The organism is Paraflavitalea devenefica (genome assembly GCF_011759375.1).
In the GTDB taxonomy this organism is placed as follows: Bacteria; Bacteroidota; Bacteroidia; order Chitinophagales; family Chitinophagaceae; genus Paraflavitalea; species Paraflavitalea devenefica.
The window spans coordinates 558,229-580,405 of the sequence record NZ_JAARML010000005.1 but is presented as its reverse complement, the minus strand read 5'-3'; the positions used below and the strand labels follow the sequence as shown (position 1 = coordinate 580,405).

The window sequence follows — 22,177 nt, the reverse complement described above, 5'->3', positions numbered from 1 at the left end:
TGCTTGCCCCACAATACAATTTTGTGGTATTACCAGTTCGTGTTACTTTTAAACGATTCTTTAAACCCCTTCCGTTAGTATGAGACTTGTTCCATTACTGATATCCGCTGTTGTTACAACAGGCCTGGTCGTCACTTTAAGTATGCCTTTGGGCAGTATTCCTCCTTTGGGAGGTTTTCTGAGCCCGCAGGAAGGCTTCTGGCAGAATGCTGAACCCACTGACCAGGATTATACGATGACCCTCCGCCTTCCCCCTTTGAAAGAGCAGGCGGAAGTATATTTCGATGACCGGCTGGTTCCCCATGTGTTTGCTCAGAATGATGAAGACCTGTATTTCATACAGGGCTACCTGCACGCAAAGTTCCGTTTGTGGCAGATGGAATTCCAGACCCATGCAGCGGCAGGCAGGTTGAGTGAAGTGCTGGGCAGGGGAGAGGAAAACAGGATACTGGATTTCGACCGTAATATGCGGCGTCTGGGTATGGTATATGCCGCCAACAATTCCCTGCAGGTCATGGAAAGTGATACCACCACCAAAAAGGTGCTGGATGCTTATACTGCAGGCGTCAATAGTTATATAGACCAGCTTACCGCCGGCAGCCTCCCGCTTGAATACCGCCTGCTCAATTACCGGCCCGAACACTGGACCAACCTGAAAACGGCCCTGTTCCTGAAGTATATGAGCTATGACCTTACCGGCAGTGAAAATGACATTGAATATACCAATGCCAAATCAGTACTGAGCCGGGAGCTGTTCGACAGGCTGTATCCCATTACCCAGGATTCCCTGTACCCCATTGTGCCGAAGGGTACTGATTTTCCTTTGCCGGCCATTCAGCCGGTAGCGCCTGCTACGGCAGATTCCCTCTATTTCCGGTGGAAAGACAGCGCCACCATTGTACCCATTAACAAACCTGATAAAGATAATGGTAGTAATAACTGGGCGGTGAGCGGCAATAAGACGCAAAGCGGCCGTCCTATTTTGTGCAATGATCCGCACCTCGGCTTATCATTGCCCTCCCTGTGGTTTGAAATGCAGTTACACACGCCGCAAAGCAATGCCTATGGCGCCAGCTTTCCCGGCTCTCCCGCTATTATTATAGGTTTTACCGACCAGGTGGCCTGGGGTGTTACCAATGCCAGCCGCGATGTAAAAGATTATTATGCCATTCGCTTTAAAGATGAATCCCGCCAGGAATACTGGTTCGACAGCGCCTGGAAACCTGCCATAGTAAAAACGGAAGCGTTTAAAGTAAAAGGAGGCCCCGTCGTATTGGATACGGTAGCGTATACCATCTTTGGCCCTGTACAATATGATGCCTCTTTTAACGGTTTTGACAGGGCGACAGCGGAGACCAACCTGGCTGTGCGCTGGCAGGCGCATGATGGTTCCAATGAGCTTAAGACCTTTTACCTGCTGAACAGGGCTACCGGTTATGCCGACTACCTCGATGCCATTAAACATTTTACCTGCCCCGGGCAGAACTTTGTATTTGCGAGCAAAGACAATCAGATAGCCATCTGGCAGCAAGGGTTATTCCCGGCCAAATGGAAAAGACAAGGCGATTTTGTTATGCCCGGTACCGATAGCAGTTACAGGTGGCAGGGCAACATACCGCAGCCCGAAAACCCGAATGTAACTACCGGTGTGGATTTTGTGAGCAGTGCCAACCAATTGCCGGCCGATACGACGTATCCCTATTACCTGGGGGGCAACTTTGACCTGTACCGTGGCTTTGCCATCAATCGCTACCTGCGGCAAATGCAAGGCATCACCGTAGAAGATATGCAGGCCTTGCAAACACAGAATTATAACGTGTTTGCTGAAATGGCCCTGCCGGTATTATTGAAGAATATCAAAGAGCATATGCTGGCCAATGATGAAAAGGCCTTGCTGGAGACCGTACGTTCCTGGAACCTGCGGAATGACCCCGAAGAAAAAGGTGTTGCTATTTTCACTGCCTGGTTCAGTAACCTTGAAGCGGAAGTGTGGAGCGATGAGCTGGCTGCTGCACCCAAGCCGGTGATCATGCCTGAATCCTTTACCCTGGTGGAAGCCCTGCTCAGGGATTCCGCTTTTGCCCAGGCCGATAATATTACTACTCCCAATAAAGAAACGGTGGCAGATGTAGTGACCACAGCCTTCAAGAAGGCAGTGCCCTTACTCAAAAAAGCCGACGCAGAAGGCAGGCTCGCATGGGGTAAGTACAAAGATTCCGGTATACGTCACCTGTTGCGCCAGGCCCCCCTCAGCAGGTTTCACCTGAATACCGGCGGCGGAGAGCATGTCATCAATGCCACCAAGCAATTCCATGGTCCCAGTTGGCGTATGATCGTTCACCTGACCGATAAAACAGATGCCTGGGGCATCTATCCCGGCGGCCAGCAAGGCAATCCCGGTAGTAAGTACTACGATAATTTTGTGGACGACTGGGCAGCCGGCAAATACAAGAAGTTGTGGATGATGACGGAGACCGAAGGAAAAAGTCCGCAGGTGAAATATACCATGACCTTTAATAAACTGTAACAGATGAAATTCATTGTTTCCATTATACTAACCGCTTTATTAAGTTTTGCTGCCGGTCTTTACCTGGGCTGGTGGAGCCTGGCTGTTGCAGCCTTCATGGTAGCAGCCCTCATACCCCAAAAGCCCTGGAAAGCTTACCTGTCTGGCTTTCTTGGATTATTCCTCCTGTGGGGCCTGCTGGCCTGCTGGATAGATATGAAGAACCAGCACATCCTCTCACAAAAAATGGCGCAGGTATTTCCCCTCGGTGGTTCCTGGATCTTATTAATACTGGTTACTGCACTGGTGGCCGCCCTCGTAGCCGGCTTCGCCGCCCTGACAGGAAGCTACGTTAGAAAGAAGTGAGTGGCTGATTGGTTGCTGCTAATTGCTAACAGCTAAAGGCTAAAAGCTAACCGCTTCCCCGCAAGTTGTTAAAACTGTTGAAAATGTTATACATGGAGTGGGGCTTGTAATGAAACCTCCTATTTTCGTTGCATAACCACTGCTATGACAAAAACATTACTCTGTTTAGCTACATTATTCTTATCTTCTATATGTGCACAGGCCGGCCGCGTAAGTGGTACCGTTAAGAACCAGCAGGGCGAAGTGCTGCCTTACGCCTCGGTATTCGTAAAAGGGACCACCACCGGCACCACTACCAATAGCCAGGGCAGTTATTTCCTGGATCTGTCGCCCGGCACCTATACCATCACCTGCCAATATGTAGGCTATGCCAAGGTAGAAAAAACGGTCACCGTAACCAATGACGCGCTCACCCTTAACTTCGAACTGGCCGTTCAGCAAACCACTATGAAGGAAGTAGTGGTCAAGGCCAATGCCGAAGACCCGGCCTACGAGATCATCCGCAATGCCATCCGTAAGAAAAAAGACTATGTGGCGCCGCTGGACTCCTTTACCTGCGAAGCCTATATTAAAACCCTCATCAAAACCCGTAAGCTGCCCAAAAAGATATTCGGACAAAAGATAGAAGAGAACGACAGAAAGGAGATGGGCGTGGATTCTGCCGGCAAAGGTATCATACACCTGTCTGAGTCCATCACTAAAATAGCCTACAAAAAGCCCAATAAAATAAAGCTGGAGGTGCTTTCCGGAAGGGAGAGTGGTTCCCAGGGAGGTTATGGTTTTAACTTTCCCACCTTTATTAACTTTTATAATAACAGCGTTAATGTACTCACTTCCCAATTCAACCCACGCGGCTTTGTATCGCCTATTGCCGATGGGGCGCTCAATTATTATGCTTATAAATATTTAGGCTCTTTCTGGGAAGATGGCAAGGAGATCAACCAGATCCAGGTGATCGCCCGCCGCAATTATGAACCCCTGTTCAATGGTACGATCAATATTACCGAAGGCGACTGGCGCATCCATAGCCTGGAACTTCAATTGACCAAAAAGTCCCAACTGGAAATACTGGATACCATGCGCATCAAGCAGATCCATGTGCCGGTAAGCAATAATGTATGGCAAACCAAGGACCAGGTAGTGTATTTCACGTTTAACCTGTTTGGTATTGACGCCACCGGTAATTTCCTGAATGTGTACAACAAGTATGATATTGATCCCGGGTTCAAGAAAAACTATTTCAACAATGTGGTGATCAAGTACGATACAGCCATCAATAAAAAGTCAAAGGCCTACTGGGATTCTATCCGGCCGGTACAACTGGAGCTGGAAGAAGCCAAAGATTATAAGATCAAGGACAGTGCCATGCAATACCGGCGCGATTCCTTATGGACAAAAGCCCGCACAGATTCCATGCGCCGCAAACAGGGTAAGATCACCGTTATGAGAGTAATGTGGAGCGGATTCAACCGTTTTAATTATAACCAGAAAAGACCGGTGCGGCTTACCTGGAGGCCGTTGTTGCCGCAATTGCAATACAATACTGTAGAGGGATTGGTGGCCAATGCGGAAGCTACCATCGTCCGGTCCTTCCCCAAAACGGGGCGGCAGATCAGTTTTACACCCCATGTGCGGTATGGGTTCAGTAATACCCACCTCAATGCCTGGGGCACTTTACAGCTATGGAAAAGGGAATTTAACTGGGACCAGGATGGTGGCACTACCAGCAGGACCAATTGGACGCTGGCAGGGGGTAAAAGAGTAAGCCAGTTTAACCAGGATAAACCTATCTCTCCCTTAATGAACAGCCTCTATACACTGTTCAACCGCCGGAATTACATGAAGATCTATGAGAACTATTTCGGCCAGCTCATTTACAACAAGCGTTTTGACAGCGACCTGCGTCTTACCGCCGGTGTGTTGTATGAGGACCGCCTGCCACTGGAGAATACGACCGACTTCTCGATCTTCAAGGATAAGGACAAGGTGTTTTCGCCCAACTATCCCAATGAAAAAATACCGGGACAGTTCATCCGTCACCAGGCCCTCATCGCAAGCATAGGGGCGCAGTATCAGCCGGGACAACGATATGTACAATATCCGCACAGCAAACAGGCCATCGGCTCTAAATACCCTACTTTCTCTGTTTCGTATAAAAAAGGATTGGACAACGTATTGGGCAGTGATGTGGATTTTGATAAGTGGAGCTTTGCCGTATGGGATGATATGAATTTCAGGTTGCAGGGCCAGATGAAGTACCGCCTCGGCATTGGCGGCTTTATCAATGACAACAAAGTGCCCATCCAGGATTACCAGCATTTTAACGGCAACCAGTTGATCTTTGCCAGCCGTTACCTCAATAGCTTCCAGTTGGCGCCTTATTATGAGAACAGCACCACCGCTTCCTTCTATGCAGTAGGGCACCTGGAACATCATTTCAATGGTTTCCTCACCAACAAGATCCCCCTGTTCAAAAAACTGAACTGGCACCTCGTAGGCGGCAGCAATGCCTTCTGGGTAAACAAGGACAATAACTATGTGGAAGTGTTCGGCGGCATTGAAAACATCTTCAAACTGGTGCGGGTGGATGTTGTGGCTTCTTACCTCAATGGCCAGAAAGGACAGGTAGGAGTGCGTATCGGATTGGGCGGACTGCTGGGTGGCGCCATCCAGTTGCCGGAGTAGAATACAAGGCTACGAGCTGTGAGCTTTGAGCTGCGAGCAAAAAGCTAACAGCAAATGGTATTGGCTAGCAGCTCGCCGCTCGTGGCTCAAAGCTCCTTTTTCCCATTATCAGAAAAAACTTCCCGCTGTGGGAGCGTTTTGCCGGTCTGGCACGGCCTTTCCCGTTTAAAAACGGATTGGCACGCCAATTGAAATATCATTATCGGTTTTTCATAGGATATTGGATTTTGAAAACGGGGCTGGATTTCTATCCGGGCCCTTTTTTTTATGTCGGGTTCCGGGTTTGGTGTTCCGGGTTGCTGCCGCGATATAAGTACCTTACCAACTTCTCTATTTACTGCTAAGCAAAAGCCTTTCGAATACGGCAAGTACCCTATACTTAGGTTGTTACACCGGAAGAACCCGAAACCCCAAACGCCCAACCCGAAACTTTCTTACCTTTGCACCGTTTCAAAATTTTGACCGTCAGGCATACGGTCGCAAAATTTTACCCATGGCTATTTTACACAACAGAGTCTCCCAGAAGGAGTTAAAGGAACGTTTGTACCAGGAAACAGAACCCCGGATCACCATTTCCTTTTACCAGTACTTCCCCATACCAGATCCCCAGGCATTCCGTGATACGCTGTATAAGGCCCTGCAGGCCCTGAAAGTGTTCGGACGCATCTATGTGGCCCAGGAGGGCATCAATGCCCAGATCAGCGTACCAGCGGGCCATTACGAGGCCCTGCAGCAGTACCTGTATACCATTCCCGCCTTAAATGGCCTGCGGCTCAACATAGCCGTGGATGATGACGGCAAATCATTCTGGGTACTCAAAATAAAAGTGCGCGATAAGATCGTGGCCGATGGCATTGCAGATCCCGCTTTTGATATGTCCAATAAAGGGAAATATGTGAATGCCCAACAAATGAATGACCTCCTGCGCGATCCCGGTACCATTGTAGTGGACATGCGCAACCATTATGAATATGAGGTGGGCCATTTTGAAAACGCCCTGGAAGTGCCGAGCGATACCTTCCGCGAACAACTGCCGATGGCGGTCAACATGCTGAAGGACCAGCAGGATAAGAACATCATCATGTATTGCACCGGCGGCATCCGCTGTGAGAAAGCCAGCGCTTATATGCTGCACAATGGCTTTAAAAATGTATTTCACCTCGAAGGCGGCATCATCAACTATGCCCGGCAGGTGAAAGAACAGGGCCTGGACAGCAAGTTCACCGGTAAGAACTTTGTATTTGACGACCGGCTGGGCGAGCGGATCACGGAAGATGTGATTGCCAAATGCCACCAGTGCGGTAAACCCGCCGATACACATACCAACTGCGCCAACGAAGGCTGTCACCTGCTCTTCATTCAATGTGAAGAGTGCGCTAAACAATATGAAGGCTGTTGCAGCACTGCCTGCCATGACTTCATCCACCTGCCCGTGGAGCAACAAAAGGAACTGCGCAAAGGCGTTGACAAAGGCAGTAATATCTTCAATAAGTCCCGGGCAAGGCTAAGGCCGAAGCTTCAATAGTACAGCAACCAGTTACCAGCAACCAGCTCTCCCCCCTTTCGGTGATAGGAAACAGCAGGGCTAAATGGGAAATTTGAGTTCCCTAAGCACTATGGAATTTACTTCCCCGCAGGGTCTCCCGAAGAGCTTGTCCCGCAACAGCGGGAGACCCTGCGGAGAAAAGAACGCCGTGGCGCAAAACCATTTTCAGCATGATGCACAAAACACTATTGGCGCGGACCTCCCGCCGTATCCTGGCATTTCTTGATGAGCGGGTCTTTGAAGCTGTACCTAATTACAATGATGAGATAGTGGCTACCTTATACAGCCTGCACAAGATATTTCCGCAATGGCTGATCATGACCTGCCCCGTACAGCACCACGACTTCTTTTATGTGAGCAGCAATTGCCGGGAGATCACGGGTTATGCCCCGGAACAGTTGCAAAGGGAGCGGCCGGAGCGCATGTTGCAGTTGATACACGAAGCGGATGCGCCTCACCTGCAAACCTGTTTTGAATACTGCGAATCCATCGTCAGGAATGAACCGCCCGAAGACCACCTGAATATCCGTTGCACCTTCCATTACCGCCTGCTGCATGCCAAAGGACATTACCTGTACGTGCATGATGAAAAGGCCTCTTTCCGCCTCAGCAATGGCAACAGGGTTTACTTCTGTATGATACGCGATATCACCCAGGAGAAAACTTTTACCGGTGTAAAAGTGGAAGTATTCAAACTCAATGAAGCGCTGATAAAGCTGGGCGAATGCTGCCCGGATAAAACGGTTCAAAAACTATCACCCCGTGAGCAGGACCTCATTGTATTGATACGGCAGGGACTTACCACCAAGGAAATTGCGCACCAGCTAAGCATCAGCCATAATACAGTACGCAATATCCGCAGTAAAATGTTTGAAAAATACCAGGTCAACAATGTGGTGGAACTGCTCAACCGAACGACAGCATAGGGTAGGGGTGAGTCCATACGCTTATTTCACCGCAATCCATTTCAGGCAAACCGGCTTGTCTATTAGTATCTTCTTGCCGGTATCAATGAGCAGGCCGGTTTCGGGATCGCGTTTAAAGATCACAATGTCATTGCTGTTCTGGTTGGCTGATAACAAGTAGCGGCCGGTAGGATCTATGCTGAAGTTGCGCGGTGTACGGCCCAGCACAGACTGATGACCTTTCAGGGTCAGTTTGCCGGTTGACCTGTCGATAGCGAAGATGGCAATATCGTTCTCATCACCACGGTTGGAAGCATAGAGGAACTTGCCGTCGGGCGATACATGGAGGTCTGCACTGCCAATGGCCCCCTTATAATCTGCTTTAACAGCAGAGATGGTTTGCAGGAATTGCAGGTTGCCTTTATTGTAGGCATAGGCATTCACATGGCCGCTCATCTCTTCCATGAGGTATACATAATCTCCGTTGGGATGGAAATCAATATGCCGGGGGCCGCCGCCGGGGTTCGCCGCCACATACGGCTTTTTGGCCTCTTTCAGTTCGCCCGTTTTATCATCAAAAGTATACACATTGATCCGGTCGGTGCCTAGGTCCTGCACCAGCAGGTGCTTTTCCTTCGGATCAAAAACGGTGGAATGCACATGCGGTTTATCCTGCCGCTGTTTATCGGGGCCATTGCCGGAGAGGTTGATGGTTCTTTCCGCGCTCCGCAAGAAGCCATCAGGACTTACTCCCAGCAGGGAAAAATTGCCACCGCTATAATTGGCTACCGTCACCCACTTACCCGATTCATTAATGGATACATAGCAGGGATGATCGCCGCCGCTGGACTGTTTGTTGAGGAATTTCAACGTTCCGGTCTTCTTGTCAAACTCAAATGCCGCCACACTGCCTTTATCTTCCCCATCTTCCATCACCGAATACACGTATTTTTTATTCCTGGCAACAGCCAGGTAGCTGGGATTGCTGACAGGCGCCATGCTTACAAAGCTGGTATCGCCCGTAGCGCTGTTGAATTTGTATACATAAATGCCTTCGCTTTTACCGGAGGTATAGGTTCCGATAAGCAGGTAATATTCCTGGCTGATAGCAAGTACTGGCAATGTCATCATGAACAGGTTAAAAAGCAGCTTTTTCATGCCCGGAAATTACATGATATAATCATGCCACGGAAATCCGGGCGGCTTTTGTCTGTTCAGGCAGCAACTATCAGGCTGCTGGTTGCGTATATTCGGGCAAATGATCATCCTGCATCATATCCCGGTTGTTAATGGCGCTACCCAAACCTTATTGGTGGATAAAGGGGTGATCCATGTCGCCGGCAATAGCAATAGCCTACACCTGCCTTCACCAAAGGAGTCCTCCGGACCTGACGCCTTACCCCTTCACCTGGATAACTGCATCGCCTTCCCGGGCCTTATCAACTCCCACGATCATCTTGACTTCGACCTCTTCCCAAAGCTGGGCAACCGCGTGTACAATGATTATACGGAATGGGGTACGGATATACATGCGGTCAACAAGCACCTGATTGACCCCGTGCTACAGGTGCCCCGCGACCTGCGGGTACAATGGGGCGTGTACAAAAACCTGCTGAATGGCGTCACTACGGTGGTGCATCATGGTCACTATGTGTCCGCACCCGACGCCTGCATTGAGGTATTCCAGGATTGCAATATGCTGCATTCGGTGCAACTGGAAAAAGGGTGGCGACTGAAACTCAACAAACCATTGGGCAATGGCCGGCCCTGGGCCATCCACATCGGGGAAGGCACCAATGCCAAAGCCCGGCAGGAGATCAATACCCTGATCAACTGGAATATCTTTAAGAAAAAACTCATCGGTATTCATGGGGTGGCCATGGATGCCCGGCAGGCGAGGGCTTTTGCAGGCCTGGTATGGTGCCCGGATTCCAACTTCTTTTTACTGGGCGCTACAGCGGCGATCAACCAGCTTAAGCAAAGCACTTCCATTGTTTTCGGCACCGACTCCACACTCTCTGCCGGTTGGAATACCTGGGAGCAGGTGCGCCTGGCCCGGAAAACAGGTTTACTCACCGACGAGGAATTGTTCAATGCCCTTACTACATCGCCTGCTGCCTTGTGGAATAAGCCGCAAGTGGGCGCCTTGAAAGAAGGCATGCAGGCCGATATCGTGATTGCCCGGCAAAAGGGACAGCCAGGTAGCCTGGATTCTTTTTTCGCCATTAACCCGGAAGACATTTTGCTGGTGCTGAAGAAAGGAAAGATCGTTTTGTTTGATGAAAGCCTGCTTCACCAGCTCCACCTGAGCGAACAGGTCCTGCAAGACTATAGCGCCATAGGGGTGAACAATGCGGGTAAGTATGTGGCCGGTGACCTGCAGGCCCTGATCCGCGCGATCCATGCCCATGCTCCCGGACTGGCATTGCCCGTAAAAAGTGTAGCACAAACAGCATGACCTTACTACAACACATAAAGAGGAAAGTACGCCTGCTGGTGCAGGGCAAGAAAGAAATGGATGCCGTGCGGGCTTATGATCGCTGGGCTGCTACCTATGATGACCAGCCGGGCAACCTGATGATCTACCTGGATGATGAGGTGTTTACCGCCATGATGAGAAATGTTGCTGTGGAGAACAAAGTCATAGCAGATATTGGTTGCGGTACCGGACGGCATTGGCCAAAGCTCTTTGCCCATCGTCCGCTCCGGCTGATAGGGTATGATGTATCAGCAGAAATGCTGGACAAGCTGCGTCAGAAATTCCCGCCCGCTGAAACACATGTATTAAGGGATCACTTACTACCGGAACTGCCCGATAGTACCTGCGATGTTATTATTTGTAACCTGGCTCTTGGCTATATTAAAAACCTGCCTGCCGCCTTGCAGGAGTGGGACCGCGTATTGAAAAACGGTGGCCTGGTATTCATTACCGACATGCACCCGGAAGCCCTGCAGAAAGGGGCGGAGCGCTCTTTTGCCCACGGTAAAGAAAAAGTGGTGATTAAAAACTATCTGCATACATTTCCCCAACTACAGGCGCTTGCCCAAACATTGCACTGGAAAGAACAAGCTTTTACAGAAAGGAGGGTAGATGAAGCCATCAAATTCTTTTACGAAAAGCAAAACGCCCTGCACATTTATGAGCAGTCCTACCATACAGCGCTGTTATACGGATGGCTGTTTAAAAAGGAGCTTTAACGCTTCACGGCAATGGACGATGCATATTGTGCCAGTGTAATGGTGGGTTTACCCAGTTCGGTCCAGGTTTGCTGTGCTTCAAACTGTTCAGGATATTTGTTCAACGCTTCTGATATTTTGGCCCCGTAATCAACCATCGGGATCAGGGTACCCATTAACTTGAATATACCCAAAGGGGCTTTCAGGGTCTTTAAGGGAGCCCTGGTATAATGCGCTATAAAGATCCGCGCGCCATCCTTCCAGTTATAAGCGGTGAGCCCCTGAACAGGGTACTCTTTACTTTCAGTTGTCAGTAACTGAAAAGAACGCGCTACCTGTTGCGCATAATCATCGGCCGCAATAAAATACATGGGAGCTTTGGAATCGCCTGCCAGCATAATGCGCTTTCCCTGTAGCAGCAACTGGTCAAAGCTTTCCATGAAGGTAGAAGGATAGAAGATCGTATAGGGAATACCACTTTGTTTCACCTTTTCTACCGCCGCTTGTTTGATGTCAAATATCCACCAGTGAAAGCCATTCATGCCATTGTAATGCTGTATCAGCGAAGAAAGCAGGGCCAGCCTTTTGATACCGGTCTTCTGCGCCACGGTAATAATGTTATCAATGCCTTCCCTTTCCGGCATACGGTCTTTGCGCCGGGCAGTACGGGGAGGACTTAAGCTGATGTATACCGCCTCCTGTTCTTCAAAAGCTTTGAGCAAACTGAGCGGGTCAAATACATCACCGGGTACAATGCGGGCGCCGGGGAATAAGGATTGCGCTTTTTGCGGATCACGGGCCAGTATACTCACTGCAAAGCCGGCCTTTATCAGCGCCCGGGTAACCGGCTTACCGATCATGCCGGTACCGCCAATGACCAGTATCTTTTGCATGTATTGATTTTAGGCCAAAGGTACCCCGGCCTCCCAACGATGCAAAAGAGAATTTGTATGAATTGTGGAAATCAGGGCTGGTGGTAAATAGCAAATGGCTAGCAGGGAGTTTTCCCACTAGCCATCACTACTAGCTTTTTATATAAGTTATTCTGCTTTATACAGTACACAATCTTTCATGAGCACATTGATCATAAGGCCGTCGCATTTTCCCTGGAATGTAGCTTTCATGCCTTTTTGTAATTTGCCGGCAGTTTCTTTGTCCTCAAAATAACATTGTACCTGCCTGAACATTTCATTGCCTTCCAGCGTAACATAAATATTATCCAGGATATCCTTTTTGATATCAGTAATGGTGCCGCTCACATAAAAGGATTTGTCTTTATAATTGTTGTCGGCACTGACTTCATTGTCAGCATAGGCGGCCGTTAACTGTTTGGCGGTAATCGTATTCTTTTTGATGGCTTCTTCCTCGGCCTTTTTTACGCTGTCTTTTTGGGCCTGGGTAAGTTCGGCAGTAGCACTGGAGGCGATCGAAGCCGTTTCCTTTTTATCATCAAGCTGGGCGCCAATGACACCGATCAGGACGAGTATACCCACACCGATCAGGATTTTCATGCCAAGTGACATTTTTTTCTTAGGGCTTGCAGAGTTTTGCATATATAGGGATTTTAATATAGGTGGCGTGTTTTATCGCCTACCTATAAACGTAATCCCGGCTGAAAATATTGCCACCGGTATCCGTTATCCCAGTTTATTCAGCGCATGCACAATGCTGTCATGTGTTTTCTGCTCATCCCAGAACTCGGGCACAAACTGCTTCCCAATCACCTTTTCATACAGCTCAATATACCGGCCGCTGATGGTATTCACCCAGGTGTCATTCATCTCCGGCACAGTTTGTCCTTCCTTGCCCATGAAATTGTTAGCGATGAGCCATTCCCGTACAAACTCCTTACTCAGTTGCTGCTGTCTTTCCCGGTTGGCCTGGCGCTCTTCAAAACCATCGGCATAAAAATAACGGGAGGAGTCGGGCGTATGCACCTCATCCATGAGGTATACGGCATTCTTGTACTTGCCAAACTCATACTTGGTATCTACCAGTATCAGTCCTTGCCTGGCAGCTATTTCCTTGCCACGGGCAAACAGGGCGAGGGCATATTGTTCCAGTATCTTCCAGTCGGCTTCCGTAGCCAGTCCCTGGGCGACGATCTCTTCTTTGGAAATATCTTCATCATGGCCGGCGGCTGCTTTGGTAGAGGGGGTAATAATAGGAGTAGGGAAGTAGTCATTTTCGTGCATGCCTTCCGGTAGGGCTACGCCGCACAGTGTTCTTTTGCCACTGGCATACGTACGCCAGGCATGGCCGGTAAGATTCCCGCGCACCACCATTTCAATTTTAAACGGCTCGCATTTTTGACCAATCGACACATTGGGCGCCGGCACATCCAGCAACCAGTTGGGACAAATATCACGGGTAGCCTCCAGCATATAAGCTGCAATCTGGTTCAAGACCTGTCCTTTATAGGGTATGGGTCTGGGTAATATTACATCAAATGCAGATATGCGGTCAGAGGCGATCATCACCAGCCATTCGTCCTTGATGGTGTACACATCTCGCACTTTACCTTTATAAAACCTTGTCTGTCCGGGGAATTGGTATGCGTTCATGGCGCGAATATAGAGCAGGCGGTCAAATGCCAGAAAAAAAGAATGACTGAGATATTAACAATCACCACGTATATGTTTAAAAATTAAATTTTAAGGTGATGTTTACAATACGTAGATTAGTGATAACAAATACTATTAACAAAAACTGCCATCATGAGAAGAAGCTTCCGCTGTCAGGCGGCCTTAACAAGCATTCTACTATTTATTGCCGTCATTTCTTATTCACAGATCCAGACTTATACCATTACCGGTACCATCCGGAACAGTACCAATAGAGATGTAGTTCCGGCTGTTTCTGTTACTGTAAAAGGCACTACCACCGGCACTTTTTCAGATGAACGTGGAAATTTTAAACTCGTTACCAGTCAACGCCCACCTCTAACATTGCTGTTCAGCTCTATCGGATATGAATCGCAGGAAATAACCGTCAACAATGCCTCCGATGCAGTAGAGGTGAATTTTGTACCTGGTTCTGTATTGGGGCTGGAAGTGGTGGTATCTGCCAGCCGTGTGGCAGAACGTATCCTTGAATCGCCGGTATCTATCGAACGCATGGGGGCTGCCAGTGTACGCGCTGCTGCTGCACCGAGCTATTACCAGGCCATGGCCAATTTCAAAGGAGTGGATATGACCACTTCCAGTATCACTTTCAATACCCTCAGCACAAGGGGCTTTAATGGCAGTGGTAACCTTCGTTTCAACCAACTGGTGGATGGAATGGATAACCAGGCGCCGGCGCTGAACTTCTCTGTAGGCATCATCACCGGACCTACCGAACTGGATATTGACAATGTGGAGTTGCTGCAGGGCGCCTCTTCAGCCCTTTATGGATCGGGAGGTATGACCGGTACCGCGCTCATCACCAGCAAGAACCCCTTTAAATACCAGGGATTGAGTTTCCAGGTAAAGCAGGGCATCATGAACATCAACAGCCCGCGGGGCGGCGCTTCTCCCTATTATGACTGGGCCATGCGCTGGGGTAAAAAGATCAGTGATAAACTGGCCTTCAAGATCGGCGGACAGTTCGTTGCCGCCAAAGACTGGCAGGCCAATGATACCCGCAACCTGGCCCGTAACAATGTACTCAGTTCCGTGAAAGACGGTAACCGGCAAAGCGATAATAACTACGATGGTATCAATGTATATGGCGATGAGGCCAGCGCAAGTATGCAAGGCCTTGCGCAGGTGATCAGGGCCCAGGTGGCTGCTATTTCACCGGCTGGCGTTGCAGGGGTGGATGCCAGCATCGCAGCCGGCCTTACCGCCCAACAGATTGCGGCCAATCCGGCTTTTGCCGGTCTTGCGGCCTATCTTCCTTTCCTCATACCCACCGCCCCTGCGGCCAATAATCCCTATAAAGGCATCTTTGGCAGCCAGTTGGTGAGCCGGACAGGCTATAATGAAGCAGACCTCGTAGATTATAATGCCTATAGCGTAAAGCTGAATGCCGGCTTATATTATAAGATCACTCCCAGCATTGAAGCTTCCCTGCTGGCCTACTGGGGTACGGGTACTACGGTATATACCGGGGCCGACCGCTATTCGCTCAAGAACTTTAAGCTGGGTCAATACTTAGCCGAGGTAAAAGCCAAGAACTGGTTTGTAAGGGCTTACACTACCCAGGAAAACTCCGGCGACTCCTATACGGCTACCACAGCAGCATTGGCTGTCAATAACTTATGGAAGCCTAACGCTACCTGGTTCCAGCAGTATGCCGGCATATATAGTGTTTCCAGGCTGGGCATCATTCCCAATGGATCGGGTGGCTGGCTGCCTGTTTTAGCAGACCCTCAGGCGCATGGCGCTGCCAGGAACGCCGCTGATAATGGCCGGTTAGTACCCGGTACTGCGGCTTTTGAAACGGCGTTTAACACGGCCATCAATACCAATATCAACGATAAAACTGCTGCCGGGGGAGCCCGGTTTGCTGATAAATCGGCTCTTTACCATGTGGAAGGCCAGCTCAACCTAAGCGATTATGTGAAAGTGGTGGAAGTGATGGTAGGCGCCAATTACCGTATTTATCACCTCAACTCCAATGGCACGATTTTCAGGGACAGTGGCGGGATTGATGTTGACGAATATGGCGGCTATATCCAGTTACAAAAGCGCTTGTTCAATGATGTACTGAAGCTGACCGCTTCCGGTCGCTACGATAAGAACGAGAACTTTGATGGCCGGTTTACCCCCCGGGTAACTGCCCTGGTCAAAGTAGCGGAGGATAATAACATTCGCCTGTCGTTCCAGACCGCTTATCGTTTTCCCTCCACGCAGGACCAGTACATTGATCTCGCTGTACCAGGCGCCAGGCTCATTGGCGGGTTGCCGGTATTCCAGGACTATTATGACTTTGACACCAACCCGGTATATACCGCCGAAAGTATTGGTGATTTCCGGGCCTCTGTAGCTGCTGGTACGCCCAATCCGGGCTTATTAAAGCAGGCGCCCTTTAAACCACTGAAACCCGAAACGGCCAACTCGTATGAATTGGGCTATCGCGGTCTGCCCATAAAAAAACTGCTGGTAGATGCCTATGTATACTATTGCCAGTACCAGGACTTCATTGCCCGCCGGGCAGTAGGCAGGGCCCTCGCTCCGCCGGTGACCAATGTGGCCAACCCACTTGCTACCGAGAACTTTTCTTATCCCGAAAATTCAGAAGAAGATGTAAAAGCCATTGGCTGGGGCATTGGCGGTGAATACCAGGCGCGGGGCGGTTATAACTTCCGCGCCAATGTATCAGGCGATCAGTTGAATGATGTACCTGCCGGGTTGATCACCTTCTTCAATACGCCCAAACTGCGTTTCAATGTGGGCGTGGGCAATGATGGCATTGCCAAAGGTCCCTGGGGTTTCAACTTCGTATACCGCTGGCAGGATGAAGTAGAGTGGCAGGGCACGTTTGCGGCCGGTACCATTCCTTCCTTCGGTACGCTCGATGGAATGGTGAGCTACAAATTCCCGAAGATCCGCAGCCTGGTGAAGCTGGGCGCTTCCAACCTGCTGAATAAATATTATTACAGCGCGTTGGGTAACCCTTATATCGGTGGGGTGTACTACGTGTCGTTTGCGTATAATGTATTCTAAAAGCTATTTGTTTATACTTGCCATAGAAAATGCCCGCTGTAATGGCGGGCATTTTTTTATGCATTCATATTGGGTAATTGAGGGAATTGGTAGTGCAGGTGCTTAATCGTCTCCATAAATCAGCTTGCCTTCTAGAGTAAACCGTTTGTGCGCTACGTGGCTGATCTTGTCGAACAGGGACTCGCAGTTTAACAAATTATCCGGCGAGGATTTTCGTCCGCTATAAACATTTACGCCCAGCTCAATATCCTTGTCAGCAAGCTGGTCATATATCTTGTGGGAAAACCTGACGTTGTCAAATCTTGCCACTTGTCCATAAACAATCTCTTTTTTCGTTGCTGCCACATGAAAAGAACCGTCTTCTTCGAGTTCTGCCCCGGAACTGTCTCTGGGTGTCCCTGTAAAAAAAACATGAACAATGATTGTTTCCTTTCCTTGTTTAATCCTTTCTTCAGCCCGGGGACTTAAACTGACAGCTATTTCAAATGGAGAGATGAGTATAGAGTCTTTGCCAATGCTGAAATAACCGTCAGGAGTCAGGCTGTCAACGCTTTTATTGGCGCCAACAACAGCTATTGAGTCTTTAGTGGAAGGAGTATTTTCTTTCCGGTCATTATTGGTGCAAGACAATAATGCTGCCATCAGTGAAATGCTGGTCAGGAGTTTGATCATTGTTCGGGGTGTTACTACAAGGATATCATTACGAAGGCCGGGGCCTTGTACGTACCATAGCTAAAATACACAAAAATAGGGTAAGCCAAAACCGGTCAGGGTTCAGACTATTCCACCGCCAATATTTTGGCGGCCCCTGCATACCGGGCCTGGGTGATGGTTTGGGCATCTTCCTGTATGCCATACCTGATGCCGATGCTTAGCAGGAGGGTAAAATGGTTATCGGGTGGGGGTATCAGCAACTGCAGATCCAATGGTATTGCGGGGCAGCCTTTCTTCACCGGGTGCCATACGGTAACGGCGCAGACTGGCAGCGTGTCTAATAGCTGATACTCCGGATGCGTATAGCTGTAGGCATGAACGGAAGACCTGGCTTCGGAGTCGGTAAAGGAATCATAATCCGGATCGGCCGGCTCCTGGTCTTTGGTAAAAACAAGATCGGGCACAATACCCAGGGAAATAACAATACTGAACCAGGGATACTTTTCCGGGGCAAAGAGATTAATACCCGGCTGTAGTTCCGGCACCTGAACAAACGCTGTAGCCGTGTCCCGGTCCAATACATACTCAATAGGATACCTGATGGCCGTATCAAAGGGATTGTTGCGGTTCAGGGAAAAGCCTTTAAGTATTTGTGGGTTGGCTGATAAGCGTACATCACGCTGTCCCAACACCGACTCCCCATCCAGTGCCTGCACAGGCCTCATCAGGGCATTGAGGGGACCGGCAATATTGTGGTCGGCCAGGGATTTGTGGTAAAAGAGGGACCGCATGATCCATTGGGCTGTTTTGGCCCTACCGGCAAATTCTGAATTGCCCCGGCGGGTTTGTACCATGGAGGGGGCATTTTTAACCTGCTCTTTGGAGGGCCCGCCCTTGCGGCGAACAATGGTGCCTTCCACGCCCCTCATTTTATAAAAAGACAGGTCATCCACTGACCCCTGGAAACCGGCGCCCGGGCCGGCAATTACTCTGGCCATAATAAGATGGTTTTAAAGGTAAGCAAATGCATTGCTGAAGGCTGGCGTAAGCATACCGCCAGCCTGCCGTTAGCTAGTATATAACGTATACATCCCCTACACAACTATTACTTATCCCGTAGATATCTCCACCTCTTAAAGATGGGATCATCTACGGGATATCATAGGGATATATAGGGGATATGTACGGAATATCCTGGCTGGCGGATTGGAATCGGAATGCTTCAGGAATGCTTTCACTGAGGTTGGAGGTAGGTAGAAGTTAAGGGGAGGTTGTGCGAGAGGTAGAAAGAGAGGGCGTGTTGCGGGTACACTATCTAAGTTGGTGTATCTTTTGGAGAAACGTGTATGATACATGTCAAGTTGCTAATCAGTATTTTGCATGGAATCAAATATCCTATATCTTCAAAGTCAATTGATTGCAAATCATTCTTAAAACTTGCTTATGAGTAATCAGGCTCTTGAATTGATACATAAATGCTATGAAAATAAATCGACCGAGCTTGATCTGGGTAACTGTGGGTTAACCAATGAAGACTTTATTGAAGGAGATTTAATAGATACTGAATTAAGAAAATGCAAACATCTGCAGAGCCTTGTCCTTAGTAATAAATGGTGGAATTATCGTTTGAACAAATGGGTATATAGCAAAAATCAGGGAGATGCCAATAGGCTTACAGTTGCGCCATCCTGCCTTGCAGATTTAATAGAAATTAGTACACTTATTTGTGCCGGAGATGGTAACCGCGAATGGTCCATTAGATCTTTATCGGACACCTACAACTTTAAAAAATTGTCTTATCTGAATCTCAGCAATAATAAAATAAAGGAAATAAGCTGGATTCGGCAATTGTCATCACTACAGGAACTTGATCTGAGTAATAATAATATAACCGATATAAGCCCCCTCAAAGAATTAACGTCACTCGAAGATTTATATCTAAGCGGAAATCAAATACGAAATGCACAAAGCTTGTCAGATTTATCTTCCCTTAAAAAGTTACACTTAAATGCCAATCTACTGAGCAATGTTGTAGGTCTGGAATCGTTGACGGCTATACAGGAACTGGATTTAAGCTCTAATCAAATACAATATTTGAATGGGCTGGAACAACTGAGAGCTCTTTGTGAATTAAATCTCAGTTTAAATCAAATATCTGCTATAAAAGAAATAACAAACCTGACAGAACTAAAAAAACTAAACCTAAACGGGAATAAGATAACTCACCTGGAAGGTATAGAGCGTTTAATAAACTTACAACAGCTTAATCTCAGTAGCAACAGGATACAGAATATTAAACAGTTGTTAACTTTTCTTCAGAGGGGGAATACCCCAATGAGCATAGTACTTGATAAAGTTTGGAAAACTAATTATGGAGATATTAATATAAGTGATAACCCGTTGACTACTCCTCCTGTCGAAATTGTAAAACAAGGAAATAAAAGCATTGTACATTATTTTACCGAAATGCACTCGCAGGGTGTAGAATATTTGTATGAAGCAAAAATGCTAATAGTAGGAGAGCCGAGAGCCGGTAAAACTTCGCTTCGTTTTAAATTAGTAGATCGCTATGCTGCCTTGCCCGAGGAAGAAGAAACCACCAGGGGCATAGATATTCAAAGAATAGGATTTAATATTATGGATAAAGAAGGCCAGTCACGTATGTTTTATTACAACGTCTGGGATTTTGGAGGCCAACAGATATATCAAACTACCCACCAATTCTTCTTAACCCATCGATCATTATATGTTTTAGTGATGGATACAGGAAAAGATAGTGTTGGCAATAACGATTCAACCATTAATTATTGGCTTCAGGCTGTTGAGTTGTTAGGCGGTAATAGTCCTCTTTTTTTAGTACGAAACGAAAAAAATGGGCGTCAGGTAAATATTGACTTCCCCCAAAAGAAAATACGTTTTTCATTCCTTAAAAATGATTACAAATTAGACTTAAATGCATTGATCCCGTCTCATGCAGCTTATAAAGAAGATAAAGAAAAAGAGTTTAATCGATTTAAAGAAGATGTAGAGAATGAGATAAAACGTTTGCCATTAGTAGGTTTTCCGTTGCCAAGAAACTGGATGAATATTCGAACGGAGTTACAGGAGAAGGGTAAAAGAACACCCTATATAAGCCGGCAGGACTATTCGGCCTTGTGCAGTCGTTTTGAGGTGACTGATTTTGAGAAACAGATGGAATTAAGCCGTATTTTTCATGATCTGGGTGTGTTTCTGCATTTTCAGGATTATGGGAGTTTGGAGGATTTTATTATTCTTCAGAATGTATGGGCCACGGATGCCGTATTTGCTGTATTGGATAATACGGAGGTTAAGGATAAAAAGGGGAGATTCAAAGATGAAGACTTGCCGAAAATATGGGAACATAAAGGATATAGGAAAGATGTTCATAAGAAGTTGCTGGCTTTAATGATGAAATTTGAATTGTGCTACGAGATAGACAATATAAAAAATGCAGTATATATTGTTCCAGAAATGCTACCAGATACGTTCCCCAAAGGCTATACCTGGCATTTAAGAACTGATTTGTTTTTGCAATATAGGTACGACTTTATGCCCAGGGGGTTACTTACCAGGCTTATTGTACGTCTTCATAAGCATATTGATTTGCAAAATAATGAGCAATTAGTATGGAAAACAGGTGTAAAAATTAATGGGAATGGCCTGGATTGTCCAAGTACAATTGCAGAAATATTAGAGTCGTGGGATAATAAACAAATAAGCATTCGCGTACACGGTCCTTTTTCAAAGGAATTGATGCATAAAATTACATTTCAGATAGATACGCTTAATAACGATTTCTTTAAAAGGTTAGAGAGTGAGGAGCACGTGTATAAAAGCAGGTACTATAAAATGGTGCCTTGTAACTGTATTACCTGCAAAGGCACTGAGGATACTCATTTTTATGATTATAGTGAATTGTTAGAGCGAAAAGAATTTGGCAAGAATACAATTGAATGCAAAAAAAGACCTTTTTCCGCTATAAATATCAACGAATTGCTGGATGGAGTGCTTTTTTTCGGGCGCCCCCTGGATCAATCTCAAAGCCGCTTGAACGCTGGAAATGGAAAAAAGATGTTTATCTCTTATTCCAAAGAAGATTTACCTCTCGTCAATAAATTCATTGAACACCTATCGCCTCTGCAACAAGATGGAAAAGTAGCACACTGGTATTGTACGGAGCTAACTGCAGGATCAGACTGGCATGACGTAATACAAGAACATTTTGAACAGTCTGATATTGTATGTTTTATGGTGAGTCCTAATTTCATGAAAACAAAATATATCCAGGAGTATGAAATAAAGAAAGCTTTTGAACGGCAAGCCAAAGACCCCGCCTTTAAAATAGTTCCCATTATATTGGATTTTTGCCAATGGACTACTGTTCGTAATAACCTTGGACAATTTACAGCGCTCCCTTATACCGCCAAACCAGTGGTGGATTTCAGCAACCAGAACATGGCCTGGTATATCATCCAGGAATGCCTGCGGATGATGATCGAAAAAGACCTGCATCCAACAGGAGAGGACTTCTATACCAGTCAGGCCCTGCCCAAAGATGTCCTGAAGTTGCTGGAGCGGATTGTGGCTGGAAAGGCAGATGCCTGATAACGTGACTGCGCTGAATTGAGTCAGGTTGCGTATATTTAGGCTATATACCCCTGTAAGC

The 22,177-nt window shown here is 47.5% G+C and carries 15 protein-coding genes; 9 read left to right on the top strand and 6 right to left on the bottom strand.

Annotation, left to right across the window (positions count from 1 at the left end; all coding sequences use genetic code 11):
- Positions 1-79: 79 nt before the first annotated feature.
- The 5 genes from HB364_RS27045 (at position 80) to HB364_RS27025 (ending at position 8,029) form a co-directional block, all read left to right on the top strand.
- Positions 80-2,527 (top strand): penicillin acylase family protein, encoded by a 2,448-nt coding sequence (locus HB364_RS27045; RefSeq protein WP_167291542.1) that lies wholly within the window; start codon positions 80-82, stop codon positions 2,525-2,527.
- A 3-nt stretch (positions 2,528-2,530) separates the two neighbouring features.
- Positions 2,531-2,872 (top strand): hypothetical protein, encoded by a 342-nt coding sequence (locus HB364_RS27040; protein WP_167291541.1) that lies wholly within the window; start codon positions 2,531-2,533, stop codon positions 2,870-2,872.
- A gap of 144 nt (positions 2,873-3,016) precedes the next feature.
- Positions 3,017-5,557 carry a DUF5686 and carboxypeptidase regulatory-like domain-containing protein gene (locus tag HB364_RS27035; RefSeq protein ID WP_167291540.1) on the top strand — a complete coding sequence of 847 codons (2,541 nt, stop codon included), beginning with the start codon at positions 3,017-3,019 and terminating at the stop codon, positions 5,555-5,557.
- Between the two features lie 493 nt (positions 5,558-6,050).
- On the top strand, positions 6,051-7,082 hold the full coding sequence (trhO, locus tag HB364_RS27030) for an oxygen-dependent tRNA uridine(34) hydroxylase TrhO (protein ID WP_167291539.1): 1,032 nt from the start codon (positions 6,051-6,053) through the stop codon (positions 7,080-7,082).
- Between the two features lie 191 nt (positions 7,083-7,273).
- The gene (locus HB364_RS27025) at positions 7,274-8,029 is read left to right on the top strand and encodes a LuxR C-terminal-related transcriptional regulator (protein WP_167291538.1); all 756 of its coding nucleotides are present in this window, start codon (positions 7,274-7,276) and stop codon (positions 8,027-8,029) included.
- Positions 8,030-8,050: 21 nt separating this feature from the next.
- Here HB364_RS27025 and HB364_RS27020 read toward each other — a convergent pair whose 3' ends face one another.
- On the bottom strand, positions 8,051-9,166 hold the full coding sequence (locus HB364_RS27020; protein WP_167291537.1) for a lactonase family protein: 1,116 nt from the start codon (positions 9,164-9,166) through the stop codon (positions 8,051-8,053).
- Between the two features lie 100 nt (positions 9,167-9,266).
- Here HB364_RS27020 and HB364_RS27015 point away from each other — a divergent pair, with 100 nt between their 5' ends.
- Both HB364_RS27015 and HB364_RS27010 read left to right on the top strand, forming a co-directional pair.
- Positions 9,267-10,466, top strand: coding sequence for an amidohydrolase family protein (locus tag HB364_RS27015; protein WP_167291536.1), 1,200 nt, complete (start codon positions 9,267-9,269; stop codon positions 10,464-10,466).
- Positions 10,463-11,206: a class I SAM-dependent methyltransferase gene (locus HB364_RS27010; RefSeq protein WP_167291535.1), complete on the top strand. Its 744-nt coding sequence runs from the start codon at positions 10,463-10,465 to the stop codon at positions 11,204-11,206. Before HB364_RS27015 ends, HB364_RS27010 begins: the two co-directional genes overlap by 4 nt.
- Here HB364_RS27010 and HB364_RS27005 read toward each other — a convergent pair.
- The 3 genes from HB364_RS27005 to HB364_RS26995 form a co-directional block, all read right to left on the bottom strand.
- A complete protein-coding gene (locus tag HB364_RS27005) occupies positions 11,203-12,078 on the bottom strand; it encodes an SDR family oxidoreductase (protein WP_167291534.1) in 876 nt (291 codons plus the stop codon). The genes HB364_RS27010 and HB364_RS27005 overlap by 4 nt on opposite strands.
- A 147-nt stretch (positions 12,079-12,225) precedes the next feature.
- Positions 12,226-12,696 carry an OB-fold protein gene (locus HB364_RS27000; RefSeq protein ID WP_167291533.1) on the bottom strand — a complete coding sequence of 157 codons (471 nt, stop codon included), beginning with the start codon at positions 12,694-12,696 and terminating at the stop codon, positions 12,226-12,228.
- A gap of 126 nt (positions 12,697-12,822) precedes the next feature.
- Entirely contained in the window at positions 12,823-13,749 is a 927-nt protein-coding gene (locus tag HB364_RS26995; protein ID WP_208420111.1) for a phosphoribosylaminoimidazolesuccinocarboxamide synthase, read from the bottom strand.
- A gap of 153 nt (positions 13,750-13,902) precedes the next feature.
- Here HB364_RS26995 and HB364_RS26990 point away from each other — a divergent pair, with 153 nt between their 5' ends.
- Entirely contained in the window at positions 13,903-16,836 is a 2,934-nt protein-coding gene (locus HB364_RS26990) for a TonB-dependent receptor (protein WP_167291532.1), read from the top strand.
- A 102-nt stretch (positions 16,837-16,938) separates the two neighbouring features.
- Here HB364_RS26990 and HB364_RS26985 read toward each other — a convergent pair whose 3' ends face one another.
- Positions 16,939-17,508, bottom strand: coding sequence for a hypothetical protein (locus tag HB364_RS26985; RefSeq protein ID WP_167291531.1), 570 nt, complete (start codon positions 17,506-17,508; stop codon positions 16,939-16,941).
- A gap of 107 nt (positions 17,509-17,615) precedes the next feature.
- Complete coding sequence (locus HB364_RS26980; protein WP_167291530.1) at positions 17,616-18,488, bottom strand: hypothetical protein; 873 nt, start codon at positions 18,486-18,488, stop codon at positions 17,616-17,618.
- Positions 18,489-18,933: 445 nt separating this feature from the next.
- Between HB364_RS26980 and HB364_RS26975 the strand changes: the two genes are divergently transcribed.
- Positions 18,934-22,116, top strand: a complete 3,183-nt coding sequence (locus HB364_RS26975) for a COR domain-containing protein (protein WP_167291529.1) — start codon at positions 18,934-18,936, stop codon at positions 22,114-22,116.
- Positions 22,117-22,177: the final 61 nt, after the last annotated feature.